17 protein-coding genes, 3 tRNA genes and 3 pseudogenes are annotated in these 21,545 nt (G+C 63.9%); 19 read left to right on the forward strand and 4 right to left on the reverse strand.

Annotated features, from left to right (window positions below; all coding sequences use genetic code 11):
- Positions 1 to 193 precede the first annotated feature (193 nt).
- The 14 genes and pseudogenes from OR16_RS33270 (at position 194) to OR16_RS33335 (ending at position 12,430) form a co-directional block, all read left to right on the forward strand.
- Positions 194 to 905 (forward strand): annotated as a pseudogene (locus tag OR16_RS33270) (alpha/beta fold hydrolase).
- A gap of 62 nt (positions 906 to 967) precedes the next feature.
- Entirely contained in the window at positions 968 to 1,330 is a 363-nt protein-coding gene (locus OR16_RS33275) for a RidA family protein (protein ID WP_006163211.1), read from the forward strand.
- Between the two features lie 15 nt (positions 1,331 to 1,345).
- On the forward strand, positions 1,346 to 3,499 hold the full coding sequence (locus tag OR16_RS33280) for a RelA/SpoT family protein (protein WP_006163212.1): 2,154 nt from the start codon (positions 1,346 to 1,348) through the stop codon (positions 3,497 to 3,499).
- Positions 3,500 to 3,520: 21 nt separating this feature from the next.
- Positions 3,521 to 3,597 (forward strand) — tRNA-Val (locus OR16_RS33285).
- A gap of 71 nt (positions 3,598 to 3,668) precedes the next feature.
- Positions 3,669 to 3,745 (forward strand) — tRNA-Val (locus tag OR16_RS33290).
- A 367-nt stretch (positions 3,746 to 4,112) separates the two neighbouring features.
- On the forward strand, positions 4,113 to 6,020 hold the full coding sequence (gene thrS, locus OR16_RS33295) for a threonine--tRNA ligase (RefSeq protein WP_006163213.1): 1,908 nt from the start codon (positions 4,113 to 4,115) through the stop codon (positions 6,018 to 6,020).
- A gap of 45 nt (positions 6,021 to 6,065) precedes the next feature.
- On the forward strand, positions 6,066 to 6,587 hold the full coding sequence (infC, locus tag OR16_RS33300; RefSeq protein WP_081488948.1) for a translation initiation factor IF-3: 522 nt from the start codon (positions 6,066 to 6,068) through the stop codon (positions 6,585 to 6,587).
- A gap of 171 nt (positions 6,588 to 6,758) precedes the next feature.
- Positions 6,759 to 6,956: a 50S ribosomal protein L35 gene (gene rpmI / locus OR16_RS33305; RefSeq protein WP_006163215.1), complete on the forward strand. Its 198-nt coding sequence runs from the start codon at positions 6,759 to 6,761 to the stop codon at positions 6,954 to 6,956.
- A gap of 27 nt (positions 6,957 to 6,983) precedes the next feature.
- Positions 6,984 to 7,340, forward strand: a complete 357-nt coding sequence (gene rplT, locus OR16_RS33310) for a 50S ribosomal protein L20 (RefSeq protein ID WP_006163216.1) — start codon at positions 6,984 to 6,986, stop codon at positions 7,338 to 7,340.
- A 342-nt stretch (positions 7,341 to 7,682) separates the two neighbouring features.
- On the forward strand, positions 7,683 to 8,708 hold the full coding sequence (gene pheS, locus OR16_RS33315) for a phenylalanine--tRNA ligase subunit alpha (RefSeq protein ID WP_192816473.1): 1,026 nt from the start codon (positions 7,683 to 7,685) through the stop codon (positions 8,706 to 8,708).
- A gap of 69 nt (positions 8,709 to 8,777) precedes the next feature.
- Positions 8,778 to 11,254 (forward strand): annotated as a pseudogene (gene pheT, locus OR16_RS33320) (phenylalanine--tRNA ligase subunit beta).
- A gap of 70 nt (positions 11,255 to 11,324) precedes the next feature.
- Entirely contained in the window at positions 11,325 to 11,741 is a 417-nt protein-coding gene (locus OR16_RS33325; RefSeq protein ID WP_043422102.1) for an integration host factor subunit alpha, read from the forward strand.
- A 124-nt stretch (positions 11,742 to 11,865) separates the two neighbouring features.
- The gene (locus tag OR16_RS33330) at positions 11,866 to 12,297 is read left to right on the forward strand and encodes a MerR family transcriptional regulator (RefSeq protein ID WP_006163219.1); all 432 of its coding nucleotides are present in this window, start codon (positions 11,866 to 11,868) and stop codon (positions 12,295 to 12,297) included.
- A 56-nt stretch (positions 12,298 to 12,353) separates the two neighbouring features.
- A tRNA-Pro gene (locus OR16_RS33335) sits at positions 12,354 to 12,430 on the forward strand.
- Between the two features lie 1,213 nt (positions 12,431 to 13,643).
- Here the strand turns inward: OR16_RS33335 and OR16_RS33340 are convergent.
- Entirely contained in the window at positions 13,644 to 14,006 is a 363-nt protein-coding gene (locus OR16_RS33340; RefSeq protein ID WP_006163220.1) for a hypothetical protein, read from the reverse strand.
- A gap of 185 nt (positions 14,007 to 14,191) precedes the next feature.
- Positions 14,192 to 14,620, reverse strand: coding sequence for a hypothetical protein (locus OR16_RS33345; protein WP_006163221.1), 429 nt, complete (start codon positions 14,618 to 14,620; stop codon positions 14,192 to 14,194).
- Positions 14,621 to 14,894: 274 nt separating this feature from the next.
- On the opposite strand from OR16_RS33345, the gene OR16_RS33350 reads away from it, so the two are divergent.
- The 5 genes from OR16_RS33350 to OR16_RS33370 all read left to right on the forward strand — a co-directional run bounded on the left by OR16_RS33350 (position 14,895) and on the right by OR16_RS33370 (position 16,770).
- Positions 14,895 to 15,185: a hypothetical protein gene (locus tag OR16_RS33350; RefSeq protein WP_006163222.1), complete on the forward strand. Its 291-nt coding sequence runs from the start codon at positions 14,895 to 14,897 to the stop codon at positions 15,183 to 15,185.
- Between the two features lie 20 nt (positions 15,186 to 15,205).
- Complete coding sequence (locus OR16_RS33355; protein WP_006163223.1) at positions 15,206 to 15,448, forward strand: hypothetical protein; 243 nt, start codon at positions 15,206 to 15,208, stop codon at positions 15,446 to 15,448.
- Positions 15,449 to 15,535: 87 nt separating this feature from the next.
- A complete protein-coding gene (locus OR16_RS33360; protein ID WP_006163224.1) occupies positions 15,536 to 15,787 on the forward strand; it encodes a hypothetical protein in 252 nt (83 codons plus the stop codon).
- A 99-nt stretch (positions 15,788 to 15,886) separates the two neighbouring features.
- Positions 15,887 to 16,255 (forward strand): hypothetical protein, encoded by a 369-nt coding sequence (locus OR16_RS33365; protein ID WP_006163225.1) that lies wholly within the window; start codon positions 15,887 to 15,889, stop codon positions 16,253 to 16,255.
- A 260-nt stretch (positions 16,256 to 16,515) separates the two neighbouring features.
- On the forward strand, positions 16,516 to 16,770 hold the full coding sequence (locus OR16_RS33370) for a hypothetical protein (protein WP_006163226.1): 255 nt from the start codon (positions 16,516 to 16,518) through the stop codon (positions 16,768 to 16,770).
- A 33-nt stretch (positions 16,771 to 16,803) separates the two neighbouring features.
- On the opposite strand, the gene OR16_RS33375 is transcribed toward OR16_RS33370, so the two are convergent.
- Positions 16,804 to 17,394, reverse strand: coding sequence for a DUF2939 domain-containing protein (locus tag OR16_RS33375; protein WP_006163227.1), 591 nt, complete (start codon positions 17,392 to 17,394; stop codon positions 16,804 to 16,806).
- A gap of 62 nt (positions 17,395 to 17,456) precedes the next feature.
- Positions 17,457 to 21,545 (reverse strand): annotated as a pseudogene (locus OR16_RS33380) (NAD-glutamate dehydrogenase); the annotation flags it as partial.

Raw genomic sequence — 21,545 nt, forward strand, 5'->3', positions numbered from 1 at the left:
TCGTCGGAGTGCTTTGCACGTTGGAATTGGACTGCGCGAGGGACCCGTCGCGCGCCAGCGGCAAAGGCATGACGGCGAGAACCCCGATGCTGTGGCATTGTAACTGCTGCAGCGTACAATCCAGCTTTGCCCAACCTGGGCGCCACCATGCCGGCGGCGCCGTTCTTTGCTACCGTCTTGCCAGGGAGTTCAGATGTCGTCAGTCAGTCCGCGCCTCGGCTTCGTCCAGTGCATCAGCCCGGCGGGTCTTCACCGCATGGCCTATCACGAGTGGGGCGATCCCACCAATCCCCGGGTGCTGATGTGCGTGCAATGTCGAGCAGGTCGATTGGTTCGGCACCTCCATGGGCGGCCTGATCGGCATGGGACTGGCGGGCTTGCCCAAGTCGCCGGTGCGCAAACTGTTGCTCAACGATGTGGGCCCGCGCATTGCCGCCTCGGCGGTGGAGCGGATCGGCGCCTACCTGGGCCTGCCCGTGCGCTTCAAGACCTTCGAGGAAGGCCTGGCCTACCTGCAGACCATCAGTGCATCCTTTGGCCGGCACACGCCCGCGCAATGGCGCGAGCTCAACGGCGCCATCCTCAAGCCCGTGCAGGGCGCGGAAGGCCTGGAATGGGGCTTGCATTACGATCCGGCGATGGCGCTGCCGTTCCGCGAGACCACGCCCGAGCAGGTGAGCGCGGGCGAGGTGGCGCTGTGGCACATGTTCGAGGCCATCCAGGCGCCCACGCTGGTGGTGCGCGGTGCCCAGTCGGACTTGCTGACGCGCGAGACGGTGGCGGAAATGGTGGCGCGCGGGCGTAATGTGAGCGCGGTGGAAGTGCCTGATGTGGGGCATGCCCCGACGTTCATCGATCCCGCGCAAGTGGCCATCGCCAGGCAGTTTTTCCTGGGCGCGCCCTGAAGCGCGAAGCGCTGCCCGGATCCGATGATTTTGATGTTTTACCCGACGACTAAAGTATTGCCATGAGTACCAATGAACTGAAGCGCGCCCACGTGGGCAAGCGCCTGTCCGAATACGCGATCTACAACGGCGTGGTCTACCTCGCCGGCCAGGTGCCGGAAGTCGATCCCGGCGCGGACCTGCGTGGCCAGACCGGCGAGGTGCTGGGCCATATCGAGCGCCTCCTGAATGAAGCAGGCAGCGACAAGAGCCGGATTCTCTCGTGCCAGATCTTCCTCGCCGACGTCGACCAGATCGGCATCATGAACGAAGTCTGGGACGCGTGGGTGGTGCAGGGCCATACGCCCCCGCGCGCCACCGTGGAGGCTCGCCTGGCCAATCCGCAGTACCTGATCGAAGTGGTGGTCACCGCCGCGCTCAAGTGAGGCCGGGGCAGCGAGATGGTGACGTCGACTGACCTGACCGGGCAGATTGCCGGTACGCCCGATGCCGGACTGGTGGAGCGCGCCCTGGCGTTCGTGCGCGAGCGCGGCAGCGCGGCGTTGCTGCCCACCGGCGAAACCGTGCTCTCGCATGCCGAGGGCATGCTGCGCATTCTCGACGGCCTGCGCGTCGACGATGCCGCGCGCGCGGCGGCCTGCCTGTTTGCGCTGGCCGCGTTTGTGCCTGGCAGTGAGGTGGAAATCGAGCCGCTCTTCGGCGAAGAGGTGGCGGGGCTGGTCAAGGGCGTGCGGCAGTTGTTGCGCATCGGCGCGATCGCAGTGGGCCATAGCGGCGCGCCCGAAACCACCAAGGACGAGATCGCCGCGCGCCAGGAGCAGGTGGAGGCGCTGCGCAAGATGCTGCTGGCCTTCGCGCAGGACATCCGCGTGGTGCTGGTGCGCCTCGCCTCGCGGCTGCAAACGCTGCGCTTGGCCAACCGGCTGGGGATCTGGCAGATGAAGTGGGAGCTGGAGGACCTGGCATTCCGCTTCGAGCAGCCCGAAACCTACAAGCGCATCGCGCGGCTGCTAGACGAAAAACGCATCGAGCGCGAAGGCTATATCGCCAGCGCGATCGCGCGGCTGCAGTCCGAGCTGGCATCGGCCGAGATCCGCGCCGAGGTGAGCGGGCGGCCCAAGCATATCTACAGCATCTGGAAGAAGATGCGCGGCAAGGAACTCGACTTCGCCGATCTCTACGATGTGCGCGCCTTCCGCGTGATCGTCGACGACATCAAGGATTGCTACACCGTGCTGGGCATCGTGCACCATATCTGGCAGCCGATCCCGCGCGAGTTCGACGACTATATTTCCCGGCCAAAATCGAACGGCTACAAGTCGCTGCACACCGTCGTGATCGGCGACGACGGGCGCGCTTTCGAGGTGCAGATCCGCACCCAGGAGATGCATCACTTCGCCGAGTACGGCGTGGCTGCGCACTGGCGCTACAAGGAAGCGGGCAGCAAGGGCTATAGCGGCCAGTTCTCCGCCAGCGAACGCTACGACGAGAAGATCGCCTGGCTGCGCCAGCTGCTGGCGTGGAAGGACGATGCCGACCATTCGGTTGCGCACGACGAGTCGCCGTGGGAGCAGCTCAAGCACGCGGCCATCGATGATCACATCTATGTGCTGACGCCGCAGGCGCGCGTGGTGGCGTTGCCGCAGGGCGCCACGCCGGTGGATTTCGCGTACTACCTGCATACGGACCTGGGCCATCGCTGCCGTGGCGCGCGCGTGGATGGCACCATGGTGCCGCTGAACACGCCGCTGAGGAACGGGCAGACGGTGGACATCATTGCCGTCAAGCAGGGCGGCCCATCGCGCGACTGGCTCAACGCGGAACTTGGCTACCTGGCCAGCCCGCGGGCGCGCGCCAAGGTGCGCGCCTGGTTCAATGCGCTGGATTCGCAAGAGACCATGTCGCAAGGCCGCGCGCTGATCGACAAGACCTTGCAGCGCGAGGGCAAGACCGCTGTCAACCTGGATGACCTTGCCGCGCGGCTGGGCTTCAAGACGCCGGACGACCTGTTCGCAGCGGTCGCCAAGGACGAGTTCAGCCTGCGTCATGTGGAGCAGGCGCTGCGGCACCCCGAGGGCGAGGCCGCGGTGGTGCAGAGCGAGGAAGAGGCCGTCACCAAGAAGAGCCGCGCCACCAGCGTGGCGCGCGGCGCCAAGAGCGGCGTGCTGGTGGTGGGTGTGGATTCGCTGCTGACGCAGATGTCCAAATGCTGCAAGCCGGCGCCGCCGGACGAGATCGTGGGCTTTGTCACGCGCGGGCGCGGCGTCTCGATCCATCGCCGCACCTGCCACACCTTCGGGCAGCTCTCGGCGCGCGCGCCGGAGCGCGTGATCCATACCGAGTGGGGCAAGCGCAGCGACGCGGTCTATCCGGTGGACATCCATGTAGAGGCGGTCGACCGGCAAGGGCTGCTGCGCGACATCTCCGAAGTGCTGTCGCGCGAGAAGATCAACGTCACCGGCGTGAAGACGCTGTCGAGCAAAGGCGTCGCGCGGATGCAGTTCACCGCCGAGGTTTCCGAGGCCACGCAGTTGCAGCGCGCACTCGGTTTGATCGAAGATGTGGTGGGGGTCTTGCAAGCGAAAAGAAAGTGATGCTATACTTTCGTTCTCCGTAGGCTCGTAGCTCAGCTGGTTAGAGCACCACCTTGACATGGTGGGGGTCGTTGGTTCGAGTCCAATCGAGCCTACCAACGAACAAGCAGCAAGACGTAAGCGCGCAGTGCAGTTGGCGCATACAGCAGTCAGTTTCAAGCAGTACCATAGGCTCGTAGCTCAGCTGGTTAGAGCACCACCTTGACATGGTGGGGGTCGTTGGTTCGAGTCCAATCGAGCCTACCAACGCATAGTAGCAAGAAGTACCGAAGCAGTCCGGTTGATCCCGATAACCTGGAACGGAAAAGGCGCCATGTTCAAGACACAGCGAACTACTACCGCTAATTAGCGACAGTAGTCGAGGTGCGCCTTCGGACCCGGTGGATTGGGGTTAAATCGAAAAACAACGCAGCCTTGGCTGCGTTTTTTTTCGTCTGTCGCTTCTTGGCTCCCTGCTATCCTGCTCGGTCGCCCGTGGGTGGATCCGAGCGAAGTCCCCGCTGCCTGGCTCATGCTGGTTGCATGAAGTGGCATGAGCCTGGCGCTACAAGATGCTTTTTATTCGCTTGCCGGCCGTACGGTGCCGGCGGGTGGATTTCTGATGAGGTGCAAGATGATCGCAATCACGCTGCCGGATGGTTCCCGACGCGAATTCCCCGGCCCGGTGACGGTGGCCGAAGTGGCGCAGAGTATTGGCTCGGGCCTGGCCAAGGCTGCCCTCGCGGGCAAGGTGGATGGCCAGATGGTCGACACCAGCTTCCTCATCGAGCGCGATGCTGGCCTGGCCATCGTCACGGACAAGGATGCCGATGGCGTTGATGTGATCCGTCACTCGACGGCCCACTTGCTGGCCTACGCGGTCAAGGAGCTGTATCCCGAGGCGCAGGTGACGATCGGCCCGGTGATCGAGAACGGCTTCTACTACGACTTCGCCTACAAGCGCCCCTTCACGCCCGAGGACCTGGTTGCCATCGAGAAAAAGATGGCCGAGCTGGTCAAGAAGGACGAGAAGGTAACGCGCGAAGTCTGGAGCCGCGACGAAGCCGTGAAGCTGTTCGAGTCGATGGGCGAGAAGTACAAGGCTGAGATCATCGCCTCGATCCCGCAGGATCAGGAGATCGGCCTGTATCGCGAAGGCGAGTTCGTCGACCTCTGCCGTGGCCCGCACGTGCCGTCCACGGGCAAGCTCAAGGTCTTCAAACTGATGAAGGTAGCGGGCGCCTACTGGCGCGGCGACGCCAAGAACGAGATGCTCCAGCGCATCTACGGCACGGCCTGGGCCAAGAAGGAAGACCAGGAAGCCTACCTGCACATGCTGGAAGAGGCTGAGAAGCGCGACCACCGCAAGCTGGGCAAGCTGCTTGACCTGTTCCACCTGCAGGAAGAAGCGCCGGGCATGGTGTTCTGGCACCCGAAGGGCTGGCAGGTGTGGCAAGCGGTGGAGCAGTACATGCGCGGTCGCCTGACGCAGGCTGGCTATGAAGAAGTGCGCACGCCGCAAGTGATGGATCGTTCGCTGTGGGAGAAGTCAGGTCACTGGCAAAACTACAAGGAGAACATGTTCGTCACGGAGTCGGAGAAGCGCGACTACGCGATCAAGCCGATGAACTGCCCCGGCCATGTGCAGATTTTCAATCACGGCCTGCGCTCCTACCGCGACCTGCCGCTGCGGCTGGCCGAGTTCGGCGCCTGCCATCGCAACGAGCCCTCCGGCGCGCTGCACGGGCTGATGCGCGTGCGCGGCTTTGTGCAGGATGATGCGCACATTTTCTGTACGGAAGAACAGATCGTTGCGGAAGCCAAGGCCTTCAACGAACTGGCGTTTTCCGTGTACGACGATTTTGGCTTCAAGGATATCGCGGTCAAGTTGTCGCTGCGCCCGGATCAGCGGGCCGGTTCGGACGAGGTCTGGGATCACGCCGAGGAAGGCCTGCGCCTGGCGCTGCGCGCCTGTGGCGTGGAATGGGAAGAGCTGCCGGGCGAGGGCGCCTTCTATGGCCCCAAGGTGGAATACCATATCAAGGATGCGATCGGCCGCTCCTGGCAGTGCGGCACGCTGCAACTGGACCTGGTGCTGCCGGAGCGCCTGGATGCCGAATACGTCTCGGAAGACAACTCGCGCAAGCGCCCGGTCATGCTGCACCGGGCCATTCTGGGTTCTTTCGAGCGATTCCTGGGCATTTTGCTCGAAAACCACGCCGGGGCGCTGCCCGCCTGGCTGGCGCCGGAACAAGTCATTGTGCTGAACATTGCCGACTCGCAGGCGGAATATGCCGAAAACGTCGTGCAACTGCTGCAAAAACAAGGATTTAGGGCTAAGGCGGATTTGCGTAACGAGAAAATTACGTATAAAATCCGCGAGCATTCCCTTCAGAAGATTCCCTACCTCCTGGTAGTGGGCGACAAAGAGCGGGATGCCAGTCAAGTGGCCGTGCGTGCCCGTGGCAACGTGGATCTGGGCGTGATGTCCGTCTCCGCGTTTGTGGAACGTCTGCAACAGGACGTTGCCAGCAAAGCCTGATGGGATGAGCACGGCTTGTTTTTTGTCTTCTTGAGGTAACGCAACATCGCTACAGACAAAGGTCATCGCATCAATCGCGAAATCAGCGCACCCGAATTGCGCCTGGTCGGGGTTGATAACGAGCAGCTCGGCATCGTCAAGTTCATGGACGCGCTCCGCCTGGCTGAGGATAAGGACTTGGACTTGGTGGAAATCGCTCCTACAGCGGTGCCGCCGGTTGCCCGTATCATGGATTACGGCAAGTTCAAGTACGAGGAAGCCAAGCGCGCGCACGACGCCAAGCTGAAGCAGAAGATCATCCAGGTCAAGGAAGTCAAGTTCCGGCCGGGTACGGATGATGGCGACTACAACGTCAAGCTGCGCAACCTGAAGCGCTTCCTCGAAGACGGCGACAAGACCAAGATCACGCTGCGTTTCCGCGGCCGTGAGATGGCGCACCAGGAAATCGGCGCGCGTGTGCTCGAACGCCTAAAGGCGGACCTGGAAGAAGTTGGCCAGGTCGAGCAGATGCCGAAGATGGAAGGCCGCCAGATGGTGATGGTGCTGTCTCCCAAGAAGAAGAAGTAAGATTTTGCGCGTCGCTGCGGCCCGGAGGGGAATCCCTCCGAGCGCGGCGTCGTGCGAAAGCAGCGCAGGGAGCCGCAAGCGGCTTTCGCGCAACAATAAGTGGATGCGGGTTTTGCAAGTGTCGGCGCCAGCTGGCCACCTGCATGCATGTCATAGAAGCTGGAGTATTTCATGCCGAAGATGAAGACCAAGAAAAGCGCTTCCAAGCGCTTTACTGCGCGTCCGAATGGTTCGTTCAAGCGTGGCCAGGCCTTCAAGCGTCACATCTTGACCAAGAAGACCACCAAGAATAAGCGCCAATTGCGTGGCACCCAGGACGTCCATGAGACGAACCTGAAGGCCGTTCGCGCAATGATGCCTTACGCATAACCCTAACGAAAACGAAAGGAGCATTACATGCCTCGAGTAAAACGTGGGGTCACTGCACGGGCCCGCCATAAGAAAGTCATCGTCGCTGCCAAGGGTTTCCGCGGCCGCCGCAATAACGTCTACCGTATCGCCAAGCAGGCGGTCATGCGTGCTGGCCAGTACGCATACCGCGATCGCCGCAACAAGAAGCGCGTGTTCCGCGCTCTCTGGATTGCGCGTATCAATGCTGCTTCGCGTGAGCATGGCATGACCTACAGCGTGTTCATGAACGGCCTGAAGCGGGCTTCGATTGAGCTGGACCGCAAGGTGCTGTCGGACATGGCTATTCATGACAAGCCTGCCTTTGCCGCCATCGTCAACCAGGTGAAAGCCACCGTTGCCTGATGCCGGCTCCGGGGTGCCGCGCTAGTGTGTAGTGTGGTTACCCGGGCAAGCACCGACCGCAAGGTCGACAGCATTTCCGCCGAATTTGCCTGAGCAGCGCTTGTCGCCGCGACGGCGAGTCGGCCGGACCTGCAGAAACGGGGCTCCTCACCGAGCCCCGTTTTCATTTCGAATGCCGTTTCGCGTGCCGTCCCCGGCGCGATGCAAGACGACATCCGAAACGAAGCCCGCGCCGCCCCCGGTGCCGCGCGGACTCTGCACCCACATCGCACCTAGTGCCAACCCACGCCCGGGCCCAGCGTGACCCGGACGCCAAATTTATCGCCGACCGCCGCCATGTCTCTGGATCCGGATCAAATCGTCGCCGACGCCCAGGCCGCCTTCTCTGCAGCCAACGACAACGCCACGCTGGAAAACGAAAAAGCCCGCTTTCTCGGCAAGACCGGCGCGCTCACCGAGTTGCTCAAGAGCCTTGGCAAGCTCGACCCGGAAACGCGCAAGAGCGAAGGCGCGCGCATCAACCTGGCCAAGCAGCAGGTCGAGGCCGCGCTGCAGGCACGCCGCCAGGCGCTGGCCGACGCGCTGATGAATGAGCGGCTGGCCGCCGAAGCCATCGACGTCACCCTGCCGGGCCGGGCCGTTGCCCGCGGCAGCCTGCACCCGGTGATGCGCACCTGGGAACGGGTCGAACAGATCTTCGGCTCCGTCGGCTTCGACGTGGCCGATGGCCCCGAGATCGAAACGGACTGGATGAACTTCACCGCGTTGAACAACCCGGACAACCATCCGGCCCGTTCGATGCAGGACACCTTCTACGTGGACGGCCGCGACAGCGATGACAAGTTGCTGCTGCTGCGTACCCACACCAGCCCGATGCAGGTCCGCTACGCGCGCATGCACGTGGAGAAGTACAAGGGCCGCGAGATGCCGCCGATCAAGGTGATCTGCCCCGGCCGTACTTACCGCGTCGACAGCGACGCCACGCATTCGCCGATGTTCAATCAGGTCGAAGGCCTGTGGATCGGCGATGACGTGAGCTTTGCCGACCTCAAGGGCGTGTACACCGACTTCCTGCGCAAGTTCTTCGAGCGCGATGACATCCAGGTGCGTTTCCGTCCCTCGTACTTCCCGTTCACCGAGCCGTCCGCGGAAATCGACATGGCCTTCGGCAACGGCAAGTGGCTGGAGATCTCCGGCTCGGGCCAGGTGCACCCGAACGTGCTGCGCAATATGGGCCTGGACCCCGAGCGCTATATCGGCTTTGCCTTTGGTTCCGGCCTCGAACGCCTGACCATGCTCCGCTACGGCATCAACGACCTGCGCCTGTTCTTCGAAGGCGACGCGCGTTTCCTGCGCCAGTTCGCCTGAAGCGCGCAAGCGCCAGAGCACATCGTCACCGACACCACAGAACAGAATACTTACCGGATCAGAAGCGCCATGCAATTCTCGGAATCCTGGCTTCGCAGTTTCGTCAATCCCGACAAGATCTCCACAGATGCGCTCTCGCACAGCCTGACCATGGCCGGGCTGGAAGTGGAAGAGGTCGGCCCCGTTGCGCCGCCCTTCGACAAGGTGGTGGTGGCGCGCGTGCTCTCCACCGAGCGCCATCCCAACGCGGATCGTCTCAACGTCTGCCAGGTCGACGCGGGCACTGGCGAGACGCTGCAGATCGTTTGCGGCGCGCCCAATGTGGCGCCCGGCGTCCTGGTGCCTTGCGCGCTGGTTGGCGCAGTGCTGCCGCCGTCGGAATCCGGCGGCAAGTCGTTTGAAATCAAGGTGGGCAAGCTGCGCGGCGTGGACAGCTTCGGCATGCTGTGCTCGGCGCGCGAGCTCAAGCTGTCGGAGGACCACGGCGGCCTGATGCTCCTGCCTGAAGACGCGGCGGCCTGATGCTCCTGCCTGAAGACGCAAAGATTGGCATGGACATCCGCGAGTACCTGGACCTCGATGACCAGGTCTTCGTGATCAAGCTCACGCCCAACAAGGCCGACTGCCTGTCGATCCACGGCGTGGCGCGCGAAGTCGCCGCACTGACCGGCGCCGAACTGCGCCTGCCGGAGATGAAGCCGGTTGCGGTGACGCTGGCCGACAAGCTGCCGGTGAAGATTTCGGCCCCCGACCTGTGCGGCCGCTTCTCGGGTCGTGTGATCCGCGGCGTGAACGCGCACGCGGCCACGCCGGCATGGATGGTGCAGCGCCTGGAGCGGGCAGGGCAGCGCAGCATCTCCGCGCTGGTCGACATCTCCAACTACGTGATGCTCGAACTCGGCCGTCCCTCGCATGTCTTCGACCTGGACAAGATCCACGGCGGGCTGGATGTGCGCTGGGGCCGCAAGGGCGAACAGCTCAAGCTGCTCAATGGCAATACCGTGGAGCTCGACGAGCAGGTCGGTGTGATCGCCGACGACAAGGAGATCGAGAGCCTGGCCGGCATCATGGGCGGCGACAGTACCGCCGTGACGCTCGACACCACCAACATCTACCTGGAAGCCGCCTTCTGGTGGCCGGAAGCCATCCAGGGCCGCTCGCGCCGCTTCAACTTCTCGACCGATGCCGGGCATCGCTTCGAGCGTGGCGTGGACTACGCCACCACGGTTGAGCATATCGAGCGCATCAGCGCGCTGATCCTCGAGATCTGCGGCGGCCAGGCCGGCCCGGTCGATGACCAAGTCGTCAACCTGCCGCAGCGCAAGCCGGTGCGCCTGCGTGTGGCGCGCGCCGAGCGCGTGCTCGGCATCGAGCTGTCGCCTGCGGTCATCGCCGACGTGTTCCTGCGCCTGCAGCTGCCGTTCACCCGCGAGCAAGGCGCGGATGGCGAAGTGTTCGTGGTCACACCGCCGAGCTATCGCTTTGACATCGAAATCGAGGAAGACCTGATCGAGGAAGTGGCCCGCATCTACGGCTTCGAGCGTATCCCGGCACGCCCGCCGGTCGCCGAAAGCGAGATGCGCCCGACCGACGAAGCGCGCCGCTCGACCCATGCCGTGCGCCACGCGATCGCCGCGCGCGACTACCAGGAGGTGATCAACTTCGCCTTCGTCGAAGAGAAGTGGGAGCGCGACTTTGCCAGCAACGACAACCCGATCCGCCTGCTGAATCCGATCGCCAGCCAGCTGGCGGTGATGCGTTCCACGCTGATCGGCGGCCTGCTCGACAAGGTGCGCTACAACCTCAACCGCAAGGCATCGCGCGTGCGGATGTTCGAAGTAGGCCGCGTGTTCCATCGCGACGCCTCGGTTGCCGATGGTGGCCTGACGGTGGCCGGCTATCGCCAGCCGATGGTTGCCGGCGGCATTGCCTACGGGCCGGCCTTCGAGGAGCAGTGGGGCATCGGCACCCGCCCGGTGGACTTCTTCGACGTCAAGGGCGATGTCGAGGCCTTGCTGTTCCCGCGCGTCGCGCGCTTCGAGCCGGTATCGCATCCCGCGCTGCATCCGGGCCGCGCCGCGCAAGTCGTGATCGATGGCAAGGTGGCCGGCGTGATCGGCGAACTGCACCCGCGCTGGCTGCAGGAGTATGAACTGACGCAAGCGCCGGTCGTGTTCGAACTGGACCTGCAGGCACTGCGCGAAGTGGGCTTGCCCGGCTACACCGAAATCTCCAAGTTCCCGGCCGCCGTACGCGACCTGGCATTGGTGGTGAAGCAGTCGGTGCGTGTGCAGGACCTGCTCGACGCCATGCGCGAAGCCCTGGAAAAACAAGGCTCCGCCCGCTATTGCCAGAGCCTTGTGCTGTTCGACGAGTTCCGTCCGAAGGCGGCTTCGGCGGCCATTGGCGCGGACGAGAAAAGCCTTGCGTTCCGCTTGACCTTGCAAGATACTGGGGCGACCCTCCAGGACGAAACCGTCGACAGCGCGGTGCGTTGCATGGTCGAAGCCGCCAGCGCTGCATTCCAGGCGCGGATGCGCGGCTGATCCACCAGCTGACATGACAATGGAGCGCCCGGACCTTCCGCATCCGGGCGGATCGCCACACTGAATGACAATGAACGATCGACACGCGTATCTCATGGCCTCTGCAATGGGTGAAGCAGGCGACCGCCAGGCAGCCTCGCTCGACGACGATACTTCCGACGCTCGCGTCGCTGAAGTGCCGACCCTCACCAAGGCCGAGCTCGCTGAAATGCTGTTCGACCAGGTCGGTCTCAACAAGCGCGAGTCCAAGGACATGGTCGAAGCTTTCTTCGACGTGATTCGCGAAGCGCTGGAACAGGGCGACAGCGTCAAGCTGTCCGGCTTCGGCAATTTCCAGCTGCGCGACAAGCCGCAACGTCCCGGCCGCAATCCCAAGACTGGCGAGATCATTCCTATCACGGCACGGCGCGTGGTGACCTTCCATGCCAGCCAGAAGCTCAAGGGCCTGGTGGAAGAGCGTGCAGGCCTGGTGGCGGTGGCCGGCTGATCGTTTGCCAGCAGCACGACGACTCGTTATCCTGCTTGTTTCGTGTATCACGCTTGTTCACGCGCTAGCCCGCGCGAACACCACAACCTCTCCCGGCACGGCCTGAAGCCCGCCCATTCACCGCATGTCGGAAAGATCCAGCGAACGCATCTTGTTGCCGCCGATTCCCGCCAAACGCTACTTCACCATCGGTGAAGTCAGCGAGCTTTGCGCCGTCAAGCCGCATGTGCTGCGCTACTGGGAGCAGGAGTTCACGCAGCTCAAGCCCGTCAAGCGACGCGGCAACCGGCGCTACTATCAGCACCACGAAGTCCTGCTCATCCGCCGCATCCGCGACTTGCTGTACGAGCAAGGCTTCACCATCAATGGCGCACGCAATCGCCTGGATGAAGGGCGGCAGTACAGCCACGCAGCCACTGAGGATGAGCAAGCGCAGGCTGCGGAGGCCGCCGGTGAAGCGCCGGTTTTCTCGCTCGACCTCAGCAGCCTGCGCAACGAGCTCGTGGAAGTGCAGCATCTGCTTGCCCAGCTTCAGCAGATCGCGAGGCATGAATAAAAAGTGCACTAAAGACTAGCCATTTCCAAAAAGCTTCTGATATAATCTTTTTCTCTCGGGGCGTAGCGCAGCCTGGTAGCGTACCTGCATGGGGTGCAGGTGGTCGGAGGTTCAAATCCTCTCGCCCCGACCAGTATTAAGAACCCGCTAGATTAACGTCTAGCGGGTTTTTTCTTTTCTGCGCGGGTAGCGATCAAAATCGCCTTATTGGATGACATCCTGGATGACATCCAATATCAAGCAGCGGGAAGGTGTAAATGGGGCCGTTGGGGCCGGAGCTTAGCGCTGCTTAATATATCTCTCGGTTGTCGCGCAGTGCGCGCGCCGGCAGCCCGAGGGGCATCGATGTTGTAGCCCGCCTTCTTTGCATCCCTGTCACCTCGGCTCGCTGGTCGGCTTGGCGCCAACGCGACAGCCGGATCTCAGTGGACCTCTGGCGCGTCAGATTGCACAGATCGACGAACGCCCGCGTCTCCGGACTCCGGCGCCAGGACCTCGCTGGAGCCGCCGATATTGCAGCTTCCCAGCCCGAATGCCTCTTCATACGGGGACGCGACGCAGAGCCTGAGAAATGCGCCGCAGGCAACGGCAATGGCGAGAACGGTGGTCATTGATCGGCAATCGGAAGTTGGCATGGGGGCAGACAGGCTACCAGCCTCCGCCAAAATCGATTGCAAAGAATAGTCAGCAAAAGACCGAGGTGTTCGGAATTGACCGTGGCGTTGCCATTCAACACGGATCCCGTTCCCAATGTCAGCAGATTATTACTGCCGGTGATGCTCACGGCTGTACCGCCCGAGCCGGTGGCGGTCCCGGCATTGCCAAGCGCCAACCCGTTGGTCAGAAGAGGATAGGAGACCGAAGACCCGCGCCGCCGCTGTTGGTGCGAATCAACCGATCATCAGGCTTTCTGTGATGGCTGATCGTTAAGAAGGAAGCTGAATCTCCTCATCGCTATGAGACCTGCGCATAGGCACGAGCTTTCTCGCGATCAGAATGCCACGGCGGCATGATCGTATAGAAATCCACAACACCGCGCTTTTCATATTTCCGTGTGCTGATATGAGTGTTTTCAACGGGCGGTTCGCGCAAGACTCCCTCGTCATTGTGCGATGCCCATTGCGGCATCGGGAATATTCGAACGAGCTTGACCGATCGCTGCGGACTGCCTGCGAGTTGCTGCTCTTGAGATCCTGATGTGATTCGGGTCTAGGCCCTTTGGCTCTGTAGGGGCTTTGGCGACTGCGACCCGATCCAGCGAATAACACGCGCTATAAAGCCTCGCTGAGATGGCTCGTCGATTTTGGTGCAAAAGGTCTCCAGGAGGATCGAGCCAGCCTGGCAGGTCACAGGAGGCATGCCATCTCCCGGCGGGTGGCATAGTGGCGCTCGCCGCGGGTGCGCAGGCAGATCGAGCGAGGACCGGCGAACTGGATGCTATAGGCGAGCTGGAAGCTTAGTGAAGTGCCCCGGTAGTTGAACGCCAGGCGGTCGATGGTCCACGGCAGGGCCATGATGGCTGCCGTGTCGACTCCCGTCAGGGTGATCGTCGCGCTAGCGGCCTGCGCGGCAGCCTCGATTTCTGGGTTCCAGGTGTCCGCGGTGAGCAGCGGGTCCTCGATGGTCAGGCGGGGGCAGCGGATGGCCAGGCGCGCCGCACCGTGGGACTGGCTGTAAAGATAGACGGTATCGGGGGCGCAGGCGAACATGTCTCTCTCACTGGATACTGTATGGATGTACAGTATATGGGCCGTCCGGGAGGGGTGGTCAATAGTCGAGTTAACTGTATGGATATACAGTGCGGCACCATCCGGCCACAATAGGGCGACCAGCTCAAGAACCGCATGCCCCGACCCCTATCAAGAAAGGCCTGACCAGGCAGCACGCTCCCGCACTACATCACCGGGGAGTCACACCACGCGGATAAGGTTGCCTTTTCTCCCTTGATTCCCTTGACTCCCTTGGCCCAATAGGGATCGGCCGGCTCCTCGCGCGTGGCATAGTGGCGCTCGCCACGTGTGCGCACGCGCAGCGATCTCGCATCGAGGAAGTCGAAGCCCTTCGCCAGTTCGAAGCGCGGCCGCGCGCCTTCGTGCTCGATCACCAGGCCGTCGACCGGCCAGGGCAGTGCCTTGAGTGCGGCGGTGTCGATGCCCATCAGGTAGAGCGTTGCGCCGGCAACTTGCGCCGCTGCCTCGGCTTCGGGGCTCCGGGTATCCACCGTGAGCAATGGATCGTCCACGGTCAGCGTCTGGCACTTGATGGCCACGTTGTGCGTGCCGTGGGTGTAGAGGTGGATGAAGCCAGGATCGCAGGTGAACATCACTTCACTCAAAAGAGTACTGTATGAATATACAGTATAGCCGGACTATTTGCGCCCAGCTAGGCTCGGTCGCAGTGACCGATGACGTGGAGGGCTAGCAAAACCCTTCGCCGATCAATCAGGTTTGTCGCGAAGGGGTGGCGGAACCTACAATCAAGCCATGGACCGTGCGGCGTACATGTCTCTTTGGGCGGACGTTTGGGTGCATGGTTCCGGGGCACTGGTTCGGCCTGATGCCGTTTGCTGTGTGATACGCCTACGATAGGAGTACAGGATGGTCAAGCGCGCGCGCGCGGCCCGGGCCTTGCAGGACGAGGTGAGCCGGCGCATCCAGCGTATCGATGACATCGTGGAGGACGGCGCGAAGGTCCGCGTGCCGGCGCCGCAGGCGCATGCACGCGATGCGCGCGGACGCAATTGGGATATGAAGGTCTTCGGCAATGCCGCGGGCCATGAGCGCAGTATCCGGGCCGTGGTGGACAAGGCGCGTGATGAGTTTGACCTTGCCGAGGTGCCGGATCAGCAAGGCGCTGATCCCTTTGGCACTCCGCCCTCGCTGGAGTGAGTGTTTCGTTGGAGTAAGGCATGCACGCTTGCGATCTCTGCCATCTTCTCGTTGGTGCGCCGACCACGGTGGAGCCGCATGAGAACCTGGCTGCATCGGGTGCGGGCGCACTTGGCATGGATATCAATTCGCGGTGGGTGGACCGGCCCTGGCGGTGCACGGTCTGCGGCGCCTGGATGTTCCAGAACGCCGCCCACGGCGAGCCGCCCAATGTCTGGCGCATGGGGCGCCGCCCACAGGACCGCCCGCAGGAACGGACCTAGACCCGGCATTATCCCCGGCGGCCCCTTTCCCCGGCTGGCCGGACGCTGCGCTGCGGCATGCTACGATGGCTGGCAAAGGGAGACGCAATGAATGAATCCAGAACACAGCATTACCGAGGCTACGTGATCTTGATCTCGGTACAGCAGCATGAGCGGGGGTGCTTGGTGAGCGCTTCGATCGTCCAGGAGGCCAAGGGCGCGGTGCGCAATCCCTCGCCGCTGCAATCGTGGGTGGGGCATGAGCAGGGAGAGCTGCTGGACGTCGCCGACCGGGCCCAGGCCCGCGCCTGCCGCCTGATTGACGCGACGGTGGACCATGTTGCTTATGCCGCGGGCTGATTGATTGTCCCGGACTGGACGGCCCGGCCATGCTTTGGCAAGGGCAGAAGTTTTGCCGCTTAACCTACATGGCAGGGGATCGCTGTCGTTAATCCGGGTATGAACTCATTCGATGCTTCCGAAGACTGCGCCGCAAACGCCGATGCCATGGGCTGGGGTTCGTCGCCGCCGCATGTGCTGGCCGCGGTGCTCAATACCGCCCTGGCCGCCGAGGACCTGAACGGCTTTGCCGCCTTGTTGTCCGACATGGCCCGCGATCGCGGCCTCAAGGGCGCGCGTGGCTCGCACCAGTCCATCTACGACATGCCCTATGCCAGCCTGTTGCCGCGCCAGCAGCATCTGCTGGCGGATGCGTTCGAGCTGCTCATCCGCCTGGGCCTGGAGTTGCAGCCGCGCAGGCCGCGCATGCTCGGCGACAGCCCGGGTAGCCTCCTGGTGCACGGCAACCATGAGATCCCCGCCGATTAGCCGCCAGGATTAGTGCCGTGGTGCTCCAGGCACACCACGTGCGCCATGGCTGACACGACGGCCAGGCTGCGTGCTAGCATCACGCGAAAACAGGGTGGTGGCGCAGCGTGGCCGCTAGCCCTGATCAACCAGATCGCCGCACGGACGGCGACATTTCGCCCGGTCCCATGCCGATCCCGACCTGGCGGTGATGCTGTCACGGCACGCGCGCGCACTGCCGTGGTGTTCGAGGGGAGCGATCGCGTGTTGTGGAGGTTGCAATGAACGAAGACGAACCTTTCGGGGTAGTGTTCGAGGATTTTCGCGTCATCTGGGTGGCCGAGCGTTTGCAGGACGGCTCTTGGACGGCGCGCTATTGCTGGAGTCCCGGTACCTCGGAGGCGTCCGGCAAGGCACTCCAGGCGGCGGTGCTCAGCGGCAAGTCAAAGCGGCTGCTTGGCGATTTCAAGACCGAAGAAGAGACCGTCGACGCGATCAAGGCGGCGGTGCTGCTCGAGGCGAAATGGGGCCGGTGAATGCTGGCATTCGAGCCAAAGGCCGAATCAGGCCTAAGGCTTGGAAAGCTCGGGCAGCACGACGCTGCTCCATTTCCACGACCATAAGCCTTCGCGCGTCAGGCCGATGAGAATACGGTCGCCATTGTCCTTGGTGGCCGAGGCCTCCACGGTGTTCAGTGCCCGATAGGACAATCTGTACTTTAGTGCATCCTTGGCGGCTTCCTCCTTGGCCGGCCCGGCGGGCTCTCCCTTGTTTTCCGCAGGTGTGGGGGCAGGGGGCGTGGCGGGCTTTGGCTGCGGCGCCGTGGCGGGTTTCTCGCCGGCCATGAGCGCCATGACGCCAGCAGGAGACACCATGGTGTCGATCATGGTGTTGATGACCGCCAGGCCGATGGCTTGCCCGATTCCGGCAAAGGGCGTGTTCTGCAAGGCGGGCGCGCCAAGCTTCTGCTGCAGGGACAACGTCAGCTGCGCTTTCAGGCTTTCTCGCAGGGCGGGATAGTCGACGTAGCGCGAGAATTTGTCGGCGTCGCGCGTTTCGATGGCGGAGCGCATCTGGTAGAGCGTCCAGTAGGGGCTGGCGTAGCTGGTGGCGCCAACGACGATGGCCGCGGCGATCGCGGCTTTGACGGGTTTGTTCATCTGGTGTCCGAATCAGGCGCTTGCCAGGATCCTCCATTGTCTCCAATTGGCAGCGCCTGCGTCTACCCGCCCCGCTGGCTGCGTTCTAGCAAGCCGATCTCCCGTACCGCCACCGACAGCATCGACAAGCCGGCCGCGCCCGATGCGCGCTGGTCCGCCAGCATGCGCGAGAAGCGTTCGATCTGCGCCTGGCGCCCGCCGCGCCAGGCCTCGATCAGTTGTGCCGGCGTGTCCAGTTCCTGCGGCTGCGCTAGCACACTGACCGTCAGCGCGCCCGCAGCCAGCCAAAGCTGAACTCCGTATCCAGCGCGAAATAAACCCCTGCCACCAGCGCCAGGCTGCGCTGCGTGGCGGCGGCCACCTCGGCGATATCCAGCGCCGCCGCGGAGATTTCCCCAGCGGCCACACGCAGGGCTAGCTCATCGTCTACGCCGGACTGGCTCAGTGCCTGCCGCCGGTCAACCAGCGCCGCGGCCTCCGGCCCGGCAAGCAGGGTGGGCAGTTGCGGCGTGAGCCAGGCCGCGGCTTCGGCGTAGCGTGCGCTGTTGCCGTCGGTGGGGCCGCCCGCATGCGGATGCCGCAGGAACCACAGGCTGGCGTGTTCCAGCAGCCGTCCCGTGGCGGCGAACATGCACGCCTGCACTTCGTCGTCGACGCGGTTGTCCAGCGCGTCGATGCGCGACCAGAGCGGGTCCAGGCCGAACACGTCGCGCGCGATCAGGCAAGCGCGCACGATGTCCGCGGGGCGCGCATCGGTCTCTTCCAGCATGCGGTGGATGAAGGTCGCGCCGATGCGGTTGACCAGCGTATTGGTCAGGTGCGTGGCAAGGATCTCCCGGCGCAGCGGATGACGCAGCATGGTGTCGGCGTGCCGCTCGCGTAGCGGCTGCGGGAAATAGGCGGGCAAGAGGCCGGCCACCAGCGGGTCCTCCGGCAAGGCAGAATTGAGCAACTCGTCGTACAGCCACATCTTGCTGTAAGCCAGCAGCACGGCGCGCTCGGGCGAGGTGAGGCCGAGCCCGGCGGCCTTGCGTTCCCCTAGCTCGTCTTCGGTCGGGAGGAACTCCAGCGCGCGCTTGAGGCGCCCGGCGCGTTCCAGCCAGCGGATCAGCCGGCCTTCCGCATCGAGGAGCGCGGCCGCATTGCGCCCGGCAACCGACAGCGCCTGGCTCTGGTAGTAATTGTCCTCGAGCACCAGCAAGCCGACTTCGTCCGTCATCTCCGCCAGCAGCTTGTTGCGTTGCTTCTCCGTCATCTCGCCGTCGGCCACCGCCAGCCCCAGCAGGATCTTGATATTGACCTCGTGATCGGAGCAATCGACGCCGGCGGAGTTGTCGATCGCATCGGTGTTGATGCGCCCGCCATTGAGCGCGAACTCGATGCGGCCGAGCTGCGTGAAGCCGAGATTGCCACCTTCGCCCACCACTTTGCAGCGCAGTTCGGCGCCGTTGACGCGCACCGCGTCGTTGCTGCGATCGCCCACTTGCAGATGGCTCTCGCGGCTGGATTTGACATAGGTGCCTATGCCGCCGTTGTAGAGCAGGTCGACCGGCGCCAGCAGGATTGCGTGGACCAGTTCGGCGGGCGACAGCACGGTGGCGCTGATGCCAAGGCACGCCTGCGAGACCAGGCTCATGTCGTAGTCCGCCCAGCTCGAGCGCGGCAACTCGAACATGCGCTGGCGCTCGCGCAGGCTGGCGGTGGCGTCCGGGTTGGGGTCGAGGAAGATATGGCGGTGGTCGAACGCGGCCACCAGCTTGATATGGGGTGACAGCAGCATGCCGTTGCCGAACACGTCGCCCGACATGTCGCCGACGCCGGCGACAGTGAAGTTGGTGGACTGGATGTCGATGCCCATCTCGCGGAAATGGCGCTTGACCGATTCCCAGGCGCCGCGCGCGGTGATGGCCATCTTCTTGTGGTCGTAGCCGACCGAGCCGCCCGAGGCAAAGGCGTCGCCGAGCCAGAAGCCGTACTCGGCGGAGATCGCATTGGCGTAATCGGAGAAGCTTGCCGTGCCCTTGTCGGCGGCGACCACCAGGTAGGGATCGTCGCCGTCCTCGCGCACCACTTCCGGCGGTGGCACCAGGGTGCCGGCCACGCGGTTGTCGGTGACGTCGAGCAGGCCGCGCAGGAAGGTCTGGTAACAGGCAATGCCTTCCTGCAGGAAAGCGTCGCGATCGTTTGCCGGCGGCGGGCGCTTGACCACGAAGCCGCCCTTGCTGCCCACCGGCACGATCACCGTGTTCTTCACCATCTGGGCCTTCATCAGCCCCAGCACCTCGGTGCGGAAATCCTCACGCCGGTCGGACCAGCGCAGGCCGCCGCGCGCCACCGGGCCGCCGCGCAGGTGCACGCCTTCCACGCGCGGGGAGTAGACCCAGATCTCGAACATCGGGCGCGGCTCGGGCAGGCCGGGCACCAGCGCGGGGTTGAACTTGAACGACAGGTAAGGGCGTGGCCCGCCGTCGGGCCCGCGACGAAAATAGTTGGTGCGCACCGTGGCGTTGATCACGCCCAGGAACAGGCGCAGGATGCGATCTTCGTCGAGATTGGGCACCTGGTCCAGCGCCGTGCCGATGGCTTGCTGGAGGTGCTCGCAGCGCGCCGCGCGGGCGCTTTCCGTGGCAGGATCGAAGCGCGCGACGAACAGCTCCACGAAGCGCGCGGCAATCGCCGGGTTGCCGGTTAGCGCCCGCTCGATATACGCATCGCTGAAGGTCGACCCGACCTGGCGAAGATAGCGGGCGTAGGCGCGCAGGATGGTCACGTCGCGCGCGGCCAGCTCGGCGCGCAGCACCAGCCGGTTGAAGTCGTCGTTCTCGATCTCGCCGTTCCAGGCGCGCGCGAAGGCGTCCTCGAACAGCGCCTTGATGCGCGCGATGTCGGCGCCGAGGTCGACGCCGGCCGCGACGCCATCGGCCATTTCCAGCCCGAAATCATGGACCCACACCGGCGCGGCGCCGTTGGGCTCGATCAGGTAGGGGCGCTCCTCGTCCACGCGCACACCGAGGTGTTCGAGCATCGGCAGGCTGAGCGAGAGCGCAATCGGCTCGCGCGCGCGGTAGACCTTGAAGCGGAACGCGCCGGGCGCGGCTTCGATGGGCCGGTACAGGTTCATGGCAATGCCGCCGGTGGCCTGCGCCGACTCCATCAGCTCGATGTCCCGCACGGCGGTGCGGGCCGGGTAGTCCTCGCGGTAGCCGGCCGGGAAGGAGTCGCCGTAGCGGCGCAGCAGGCGGTTGCCTTGTTCCTCGCCCGTGCTGTCGAGCAGGGCGGCGGCAAGGTCGTCCTGCCAGCGCCGGGCGGCCTGCACGATGCGCTCTTCCAGCTCGTCCGGGTTGACCTCGGGCATGGTGCCGGGCTCGCCGCGCACGATCAGCTGGATGCGCGCGAGCGGGGACTCGGAGAGCTGCGGCGTGAACTCGCAGCTGTTGCCGCGAAAGGCGGTCATCAGCAGCTTCTGGATGCGCTGGCGCAGGTCCGTGTTGTACTTGTCGCGTGGCACGAACACCAGGCAGGAGACGAAGCGGTCGAAGCGGTCGCGCCGCACGAACAGGCGGATGCGCTGATGCTCCTGCAGGCGCAGGATGCCCAGCGTGATGTGGAACAGCTCGTCCTCCTCGGCCTGGAACAGTTCGTCGCGCGGGTACTGTTCGAGGATGGTCACCAGCGACTTGTAGAGATGGCCCTTGGTCAGGAAGCCCGCGCGCGCCAGGATGTTGGCGAATGTGCGCCGCACCAGCGGAATGTCCGCGCTCGACATCATGTAGGTGGTGGATGTGTAAAGCCCGACGAAGCGCCGCTCGCCAAAGAGCTTGCCGTTGGCGTCCGTCAGCTTGACGCCGATGTAGTCCAGGTAGCCGGGCCGGTGCACGGTGGAGCGCGAATTGGCCTTGGTGACGAAGATCGGCGATCTGCCTTCGATGACCGAGGTGGCCGCCGCCGGCAGTTCGGTCAGCGTATCCGCCTCGGGCGGGCGCAGGCTCTCGCTCAGGATACCGGCGCCTGAGCCGGGCACGCCGCGCAGGTAGAAGCGGCCGTCCTGGGTGACCAGTTCATAGTCGCGCTGGCCGAGGAAGGTGAAATGCTCGTCCAGCATCCACTGCAGGAAGGCGCAGGCTTCCTGCGTCTCGGGCTGCTTGCCCTCC

It is taken from the genome of Cupriavidus basilensis OR16, from assembly GCF_000243095.1.
In the GTDB taxonomy this organism is placed as follows: Bacteria; Pseudomonadota; Gammaproteobacteria; order Burkholderiales; family Burkholderiaceae; genus Cupriavidus; species Cupriavidus basilensis_D.

Bases quoted from the DNA above. Each gene is read 5' to 3' on its own strand.
- OR16_RS33370 (WP_006163226.1), top strand. From the start codon at position 16,516: ATGAACGAAGACGAACCTTTCGGGGTAGTGTTCGAGGATTTTCGCGTC.
- OR16_RS33340 (WP_006163220.1), bottom strand. From the start codon at position 14,006: ATGTTCGCCTGCGCCCCCGATACCGTCTATCTTTACAGCCAGTCCCAC.
- OR16_RS33365 (WP_006163225.1), top strand. From the start codon at position 15,887: ATGAACTCATTCGATGCTTCCGAAGACTGCGCCGCAAACGCCGATGCC.
- OR16_RS33355 (WP_006163223.1), top strand. From the start codon at position 15,206: ATGCACGCTTGCGATCTCTGCCATCTTCTCGTTGGTGCGCCGACCACG.
- rplT (WP_006163216.1), top strand. From the start codon at position 6,984: ATGCCTCGAGTAAAACGTGGGGTCACTGCACGGGCCCGCCATAAGAAA.
- OR16_RS33280 (WP_006163212.1), top strand. From the start codon at position 1,346: ATGGTGACGTCGACTGACCTGACCGGGCAGATTGCCGGTACGCCCGAT.
- OR16_RS33330 (WP_006163219.1), top strand. From the start codon at position 11,866: ATGTCGGAAAGATCCAGCGAACGCATCTTGTTGCCGCCGATTCCCGCC.
- rpmI (WP_006163215.1), top strand. From the start codon at position 6,759: ATGCCGAAGATGAAGACCAAGAAAAGCGCTTCCAAGCGCTTTACTGCG.
- OR16_RS33350 (WP_006163222.1), top strand. From the start codon at position 14,895: ATGGTCAAGCGCGCGCGCGCGGCCCGGGCCTTGCAGGACGAGGTGAGC.
- OR16_RS33375 (WP_006163227.1), bottom strand. From the start codon at position 17,394: ATGAACAAACCCGTCAAAGCCGCGATCGCCGCGGCCATCGTCGTTGGC.
- OR16_RS33360 (WP_006163224.1), top strand. From the start codon at position 15,536: ATGAATGAATCCAGAACACAGCATTACCGAGGCTACGTGATCTTGATC.
- OR16_RS33275 (WP_006163211.1), top strand. From the start codon at position 968: ATGAGTACCAATGAACTGAAGCGCGCCCACGTGGGCAAGCGCCTGTCC.
- OR16_RS33345 (WP_006163221.1), bottom strand. From the start codon at position 14,620: ATGTTCACCTGCGATCCTGGCTTCATCCACCTCTACACCCACGGCACG.
- thrS (WP_006163213.1), top strand. From the start codon at position 4,113: ATGATCGCAATCACGCTGCCGGATGGTTCCCGACGCGAATTCCCCGGC.
- OR16_RS33325 (WP_043422102.1), top strand. From the start codon at position 11,325: ATGAACGATCGACACGCGTATCTCATGGCCTCTGCAATGGGTGAAGCA.